Origin of the sequence: Deinococcus sp. (assembly GCF_025362455.1) — a bacterium.
Lineage (GTDB): Bacteria > Deinococcota > Deinococci > Deinococcales > Deinococcaceae > Deinococcus.
Genome location: NZ_JANYGJ010000021.1, coordinates 1 through 6,708, shown reverse-complemented (window position 1 = coordinate 6,708; position 6,708 = coordinate 1). Strand labels below are relative to the sequence as shown.

7 protein-coding genes are annotated in these 6,708 nt (G+C 65.5%); all 7 read left to right on the top strand.

All coding sequences use genetic code 11. The annotated features are described in order from the left end of the window. Nucleotides 1–19 precede the first annotated feature (19 nt). The 7 genes from Q0R23_RS01455 to Q0R23_RS01425 all read left to right on the top strand — a co-directional run bounded on the left by Q0R23_RS01455 (nucleotide 20) and on the right by Q0R23_RS01425 (nucleotide 6,706). Complete coding sequence (locus Q0R23_RS01455; RefSeq protein WP_293909601.1) at nucleotides 20–328, top strand: hypothetical protein; 309 nt, start codon at nucleotides 20–22, stop codon at nucleotides 326–328. A gap of 68 nt (nucleotides 329–396) precedes the next feature. Continuing rightward, complete coding sequence (locus Q0R23_RS01450) at nucleotides 397–2,475, top strand: DHH family phosphoesterase (protein WP_293909604.1); 2,079 nt, start codon at nucleotides 397–399, stop codon at nucleotides 2,473–2,475. Further along, nucleotides 2,460–3,182 carry an ElyC/SanA/YdcF family protein gene (locus Q0R23_RS01445; protein ID WP_293909598.1) on the top strand — a complete coding sequence of 241 codons (723 nt, stop codon included), beginning with the start codon at nucleotides 2,460–2,462 and terminating at the stop codon, nucleotides 3,180–3,182. Before Q0R23_RS01450 ends, Q0R23_RS01445 begins: the two co-directional genes overlap by 16 nt. Before the next feature lie 132 nt (nucleotides 3,183–3,314). Continuing rightward, nucleotides 3,315–3,770, top strand: coding sequence for a thioredoxin family protein (locus Q0R23_RS01440; RefSeq protein ID WP_293909595.1), 456 nt, complete (start codon nucleotides 3,315–3,317; stop codon nucleotides 3,768–3,770). A 4-nt stretch (nucleotides 3,771–3,774) separates the two neighbouring features. Then, nucleotides 3,775–4,524, top strand: a complete 750-nt coding sequence (locus Q0R23_RS01435) for a cytochrome c biogenesis CcdA family protein (RefSeq protein ID WP_293909593.1) — start codon at nucleotides 3,775–3,777, stop codon at nucleotides 4,522–4,524. Nucleotides 4,525–4,623: 99 nt separating this feature from the next. Continuing rightward, nucleotides 4,624–5,328 (top strand): hypothetical protein, encoded by a 705-nt coding sequence (locus tag Q0R23_RS01430; RefSeq protein ID WP_293909591.1) that lies wholly within the window; start codon nucleotides 4,624–4,626, stop codon nucleotides 5,326–5,328. Between the two features lie 133 nt (nucleotides 5,329–5,461). After that, nucleotides 5,462–6,706 (top strand): toxic anion resistance protein, encoded by a 1,245-nt coding sequence (locus Q0R23_RS01425; RefSeq protein ID WP_293909588.1) that lies wholly within the window; start codon nucleotides 5,462–5,464, stop codon nucleotides 6,704–6,706. Nucleotides 6,707–6,708: the final 2 nt, after the last annotated feature.

The following is a 6,708-nucleotide window of genomic DNA, read 5'->3' as shown; positions in this document are numbered from 1 at the left end:
CCCGCGCTACACTTCCCCCATGCGTCTCGTGCAGTTTCTGCAAGTTCTACTCCTGCTCTCACTCGGCGGCTACCTGTTGCTGGTGTCGCTGGAAAATCCGGGGCATGTGCGGCTGCCGCTGCCCTTCGTCGGCGGTGAGGTGCTGCTGCCCACCGGCCTGGCGCTGGGTGTGGCCCTGCTGACCGGGGTGGCCTACTGCGCCCTGCTGCTGCTGCCGCCGCTGGCGCAGACCCGGCAGCGTCGCCAGAGCGATCTGCGCCGCCGCCGCGAGGCCGAGGAGAGATTGCAACTGACCCTGCGTGCCCGGCTCGGCGAGGGCCAGCCGTGAAACTGGTGCAGCAAAGCGCCCGCTGGCTGCTGAGCCCACCCGCCAGCCGTGAGGAACTGCTGCGTGTCATGGCCGAGTTCGAGGTCTCGCCAATGCTGGCCCAGGTGCTCGGTGCGCGGGGGCTGCGCCGCGCCCACCTCGGCCCAGAGCTGGCCCTCACGCCCAATCCAGCGCTGCTGGAAGCCGCCCGGCGCCTGGTGGTCGCTGTCAAGGCGGGCAAGCGCATCCGCATTCACGGCGACTACGACGCCGACGGCGTGAGCGCCACCGCCATCCTGGTATGGGGCCTGCGCGAGCTGGGGGCCAAGGTCCATGGCTTCATCCCGCACCGGCTGGTCGAGGGGTACGGTGTGCATCCCGATAGGGTGCAGGAGCACGCCGACAGCGCCGATCTGATCGTGACCGTCGACTGCGGCGTGACCAACATCGAGGAGGTCAGAACGCTGCTGAGCCTCGGCGTGGACGTGATCGTCACCGACCACCACTCGCCCGGCCCGGATTTCCCCGACTGCCTGGTGGTCCACCCGCACCTGACCCAGAACTACGACCCCGATCTGCACAACCTGACCGGCGCGGGCGTGGCGTACCACCTGCTCTGGGCGGTGCATCACGAACTGGGCCTCCCGGCGCCGCTGCACCTCTCGCCGCTCGCCACGCTGGGCACGGTGGCCGACGTGGCGCCGCTCCTCGGCGAGAACCGCGCCCTGGTGGTCGCCGGGCTGGCCGAATTTCCCCGCACCGAGCTGCCGGGCGTGCGTGCCCTGATGAACGGCGCCAAATCGGTCAGTGCCCGCGACGTGGCCTTCGTGCTGGCGCCGCGCATCAACGCCGCTGGCCGGATGGGCGAGGCCGACGCCGCCCTGGAGCTGCTGACCACCACCGTGAGGCCCGAAGCCGAGGCGATTGCCGTCTATCTGGAAGTCAAGAACGGCGAGCGGCGCGTCTTGCAGGACCGGATGTTCAAGGAGGCGCTGAAACTCGCCGACCCGTCCGAGCCCGCGCTGGTGGTCACGCACCCTGACTGGCACGCGGGCGTGATGGGCATCGTGGCGAGCAAGCTGGTCGAAGCCTTTCACAAGCCGGTCTACATCGTGGCGCAGGGCAAGGGCTCGGTTCGCAGCACGCCGGGCATCTCGGCGGTGGGCGGGCTGCGGCACGCGGCGCATCTGCTCAGGCGCTTCGGCGGGCACCCCGGCGCGGCGGGTTTCGCCATGCTGCCGGAGAATTTCGGCGCCTTCCGCGACGCCATCCACGACTACGCCCGCCAGTTTCCGACCCCCGTGCTGTCGGTGACGCTCGACGCCGTGCTGCCGCCGCCTTTTGCCAACATGGAGCTGTGCGACGAGACCGAGCGCTTCGAGCCCTACGGTGAGGGCCACCGCCCGCCGCTGTGGCACTTGCGCGCCGAGCTGGACGAGACGCGGATGGTCGGCAAAGACGGACGCACGCTGAGCTTCAAGGTCGGCGGCGTCAAGGGCATCAAGTACGGCGACCATCACCGCACGGGACTGCACGATCTGGCCGTCAACCTGCGCCGCAACGCCTGGAACGGGCGCGAGAACGCCGAGTATTTTGCCGAAGCCCTGCGCGAGCCCGCCCCGCTGGGCCTGGTCGGTGAGCCCGGTTCACAGCTACTGGAACGGCTGGACCCGAAGACCGCCATGGGCCACCTTCGGATGGGCGCCTCGGTCTACGCGGCGGGCGAGGTGGCGACCTACCTGCTGGGCAACGTGCCGGGCCTCAAGGTGCTGAATGACACGGGCGACCTGCGCGGCGAGGTGGTGCTGTACGCCCTGCCGCCCGAAGACGCCCTGAAGCGCTGGCTTACCCAGGGCCGGGTGTCGTTCGCCTGGGGGCCGAAGACTCTGGGTGAGCTGGACGGCCTGAGCCTGGGCCGCCGCGCCGTGCTCAGCGGCCTGGACTGGAAGCGCCCGGAAGTGCGGGAAAGCAGCGCCGAGCTGTACCGCCGGATGCAGTGGGCGCACTTCTACCGCAGCCTCGACGACGACGGCTTTGCGCGGGCGGTTCACTCGATGCTGGGAGTGCCCGTCGATGTGGATGTGCTCCATCCAGCCCAGACCCAGCCGACTCGGACCCAGCCGACTCAAATACAGGTGGAAGGGAGCAAGACATGGGCCGCCGACTGACAATGCTGCTGGGCCTGCTATCGGAACAGCTCCGGCGCCCGCCCCGGCATCTGGGTCGTCGCCTGCTGCTCGGCGGCGCGGCGCTCATGCTGGGCACGGTCCTTGTGTCCAACACGCTGGTCAACTCCAGCGCACAGGGGCGGCTGTACAGCGACGTACAGGCCATTCCGGCGCGTCCGGTGGGGCTGCTGCTGGGCACCAGCAAGTATGTGGACGGGCGCATCAACCTGTATTACCAGTACCGCATCGACGCGGCCCTCTCTCTCTACCGGGCAGGCAAGGTCCGCGACCTGATCCTGTCGGGCGACAACGCCCACGCCAGCTACGACGAGCCCACCACCATGCGGGCCGACCTGATCGCCGCCGGGATTCCCGCCGGGCGGCTGCACCGCGACTACGCCGGGTTCCGGACGCTGGATTCGGTGGTGCGGGCCAGCCAGGTCTTCGGGCAGCGCGAGATCACGGTCATCTCGCAGCGCTTTCACAACGAGCGGGCGATTTATCTGGCCCGCTCACACGGCCTGGACGCCATCGGCTTCGACGCCCGTGACGTGACCGGCGCGGGCGGCGCGAAGGTTCAGAGCCGCGAGTACCTGGCCCGTGTCTCGGCGGTGCTCGACGTGCTGCGCGGCACGGGGCCGAAGTTCCTGGGCGAGCCGGTGCTGATCGGCCAGACGCCCGGCCCGGACGGTCAATCCACGCCCTGAACGAATTCGCCTGGAACATCTGAACTCTTTGACGGGAAGTGGCGTACCTTGTTGGAAGGCTCTGCATTGTTAATCGGTCTGGTCGGCATCGTCGGCTCTGGGCACTTCACTGGGTTCAAAAGGAGAATCACCATGAAGAAGATTCTGTTCGGATTGATCGGTCTGGCGGCGCTCGGCGCGGGTCTGGCGCTGGCGACGGCGGTGCCCACCACGGAAACGACGCCCTCGGCGGCGACCATGAGCGACGGCATGAAGGACGCCACAAGGGCGGCCACGCCCTACGTCACCTACACCAAGGCCGCCTTCGACGCGGCGGCGGGTAAGCAGCGGGTGCTGTTCTTCGCCGCGAGCTGGTGCCCCAACTGCCGCGCCGCCGACAAGGACATCAACGCCAAGCTGAAGACCATTCCCGGCGCCGTGGTGATCTTCAAGACCGACTACGACACGGAAACGGCGCTCAAGACCAAGTACGGCATTACGCACCAGCACACCTTCGTCTACGTGGACAAGGCGGGTAAGGCCCTCAAAACCTGGGCGGGCGGCGGCACGGCTGAGATTCTGGCGAACGTCAAAGCCACGACCAGGTAGCTCCATGCTCACCACCGCGCTGTTCGCCTTTCTGTCGGGCATCGTGACGGTGGCCTCGCCCTGCGTGCTGCCGGTGCTGCCGTTTCTGCTCTCCGGCTCCATCGGCGGGCGGGGGCGGCCCTACGGCATCATCGGCGGGTTCATTCTGTCGTTCACGGTCTTTACGCTGATGCTGGGCGCCATTCTCCAGGCGCTGCACCTTCCGCCTGACGCCACCCGGCTGATCTCGGTGGTGCTGCTGCTGGCCTTCGGCGTCACGCTGCTCCTTCCAGCGCTGCACACCGTTTACGAGCGCTTCAGTTCGCAGTCGGCGGGGAAGCTCAGCGGGCGCATCGGGAATCAGGCGCAGGGCAACGGTTTCCTGGGCGGCCTGGGCGTGGGCGCTACCCTGGGCCTGCTGTGGAGCCCCTGTGTCGGGCCGATCATGTCGGCGGTCATTACCCTGGCGCTGAGTGGCAACGTGACGGTGCAGGCGCTGCTGGTCACGCTGGCTTTCGCGGTCGGCACGGCCATACCGATGCTGGCGGTGATGCTGGGCGGGCGCGGCTTCCTGAACCGGGTGCCCTGGCTGATGAATAACCTGGGCAACGTTCAGCGCGGCTTCGGGGCCGTCATGGTGGTCTTCGCCGTCGGTATTTTCTTCAACGCCGACAGAGCGGTGCAGACCTGGTTTCTGGATACCTTCCCCAACTACTCCGATTCGCTGACCCGCTTTGAGAATGGTGCCCCGGTCAATGGTCTGGACGTGAAGTGAACCGCGCCTTCATCTTAGGGTCAGAGATGACGGGAAGTGAGAAAATTTAGGGGCGAAGTAGGGCTAGGCGCACGTTGCAGGCTCGTCCATGATGACGGCATGAAACTCAATTCAAAAGTGGTTCTGAGCGCCTCGCTTGTGAGTTTGACGGCGCTGCTCAGTGCGTGCGGAGGCGGGGAAGTGATCGTGGAGCCGACGCCCACGACGGTTGTGACGGTTATTGCTGGAACGGTGACGCCCTGGACGGCTGGGCAGACGAGCACCATCGCCCCGGCTCAGAATATGCGGCCTACGACAACGGTTAATGGGTCGGGCAATTTTGATTTGCCGCTGCCTGACATCGCCACGATGACATCCGCCTATTCAGGCGATTTGACTGATGGCGCCGCATTCAGTAGTGGATGTGGAAATGCAGTGGCGATCACTCCAGGTTTGAAGATCGGCGTGATTGTTGATATGGCGGTGGGGAACATCAAATCTACTTATTACACCTATTCGAGCTATCAAGGTGGTGTTCTGACCTACACCGGCTGGTGGTTCGCCAATACGGATGGTACAGTGACCTCCACAAACGCCAATTGCGGCATCAACGCCTTCATTGGTAAGGTGACGGCCAACCTGAGTTTGAAAGCGGGCTGGAATATTGTCAATTATACCCAGACGTCGAGCGGCTCAGGTCTTGCTTATCAGGTCTCCACCGCAGCACCGGACAACAATCGCAGAAGCTGGCGTCCTAATCCAATCACAAATAGTTCGCTCTCCAAGTTAAGCCGCCAAGCAAATCCCTGGGGCTTTATCAACTGAATCCACCCTTTCAACCCTGACCCCGCCCCATGCAGGCGGGGTTTTCTGTTTTCCCCACTTCCCACTTCCCACAACCCACTCCCCACTTCCCCCCTTCCGCAACCCTCTCCCCCTCACCCTCGTATGCTGAACCATGAGCAACGATAAGGACTTCTCCAGCGACCTGAGCCCCCTGACGCCCCCGGAGATGCTGACGGCGCCGAAAGCCGTACCCAGCATCAACCCCGACCAGGGCCGCGACATGACCCCGCTGAGCGACGCCGACAAGGCCCGGCTGGCCGAGATGGCCCGCGCCTTCGTGCAGGACGTATCAAAGCTCGACGCGCACGGTGAGGGCTTTAAACGCAAGCTCGATTCGGTGCATGCGCTGGGCATGGAGGAGCAGCGCTCAGCCGCCCAGGTCAGCAACCGGATGCTGGAACGCCCCCTGCGGGCCACCAAGGCGGGCGTATTCGACGAGGGGTCGAGCATCATCAAGGGCCTGACCGATTTGCGCCACACCGTCGAGGAGCTGGACCCGTCACGCGGCACGCCCGCCAAGCGCTTCTTCGGATTGCTGCCCGGCGGCAAGAAAGTGCAGGGCTACATGGAGCGCTACGCCAGCGCCCAGGACCACCTCAACGCCATTCTGGACACGCTGTATCGCTCGCAGGACGAGCTGCGAAAGGACAACGCCTCGATTGAGACCGAGAAGGTGGCGCTGTGGACCGTGATGCAGAAGCTGCGCCAGTACGCCTACGTGGGTCAGGCGGTGGACGACGCCCTGACCGAACGCCTGGCCGTGCTGGAGAATGAAAACCCCGAAAAGGCCCGGATGGTGCGCGAGGAACTGCTGTTCAGCATCCGCCAGCGCGTGACCGATCTGCTGACCCAGCTCGCCGTCAGCGTGCAGGGCTATCTGGCCCTCGATCTGGTCAGAAAAAACAACCTGGAACTGGTCAAGGGCGTGGACCGGGCCACCACCACGACCATCAGCGCCCTGAGAACCGCCGTGCTGGTGTCGCAGGCGCTGGGCACGCAGCAGATGGTGCTCGAGCAGGTCACGGCCCTGAATACCACCACCGGCAACATGATCGAGAGCACCTCCCAGCTCCTGAAAACCCAGACCACCCGCATTCAGGAGGGGGCGGGCAGCGCAACGGTGAACGTAGAGCAGCTTCAGAACGCCTTCAAGAACGTCTACGCCGCGCTCGACGCCATCAGCGAGTACAAGGTCCGGGCGCTGGAAAACTTCCGGCAGACCACCCAGATTCTGGCCAAGGAAGTCGGTCAGGCCCAGAGTTACCTCGACAAGGGGCGCCAGCAGGCCAGCCAGGAAATCGCCGACAGCCTGGATGTGGAGAGTAGCCTGGTCAGTGGGGGAGAGCTGAAGCTGTAGGT

Bases quoted from the DNA above. Each gene is read 5' to 3' on its own strand.
- Q0R23_RS01455 (WP_293909601.1), top strand. From the start codon at position 20: ATGCGTCTCGTGCAGTTTCTGCAAGTTCTACTCCTGCTCTCACTCGGC.
- Q0R23_RS01450 (WP_293909604.1), top strand. From the start codon at position 397: ATGGCCGAGTTCGAGGTCTCGCCAATGCTGGCCCAGGTGCTCGGTGCG.
- Q0R23_RS01445 (WP_293909598.1), top strand. From the start codon at position 2,460: ATGGGCCGCCGACTGACAATGCTGCTGGGCCTGCTATCGGAACAGCTC.
- Q0R23_RS01440 (WP_293909595.1), top strand. From the start codon at position 3,315: ATGAAGAAGATTCTGTTCGGATTGATCGGTCTGGCGGCGCTCGGCGCG.
- Q0R23_RS01435 (WP_293909593.1), top strand. From the start codon at position 3,775: ATGCTCACCACCGCGCTGTTCGCCTTTCTGTCGGGCATCGTGACGGTG.
- Q0R23_RS01430 (WP_293909591.1), top strand. From the start codon at position 4,624: ATGAAACTCAATTCAAAAGTGGTTCTGAGCGCCTCGCTTGTGAGTTTG.
- Q0R23_RS01425 (WP_293909588.1), top strand. From the start codon at position 5,462: ATGAGCAACGATAAGGACTTCTCCAGCGACCTGAGCCCCCTGACGCCC.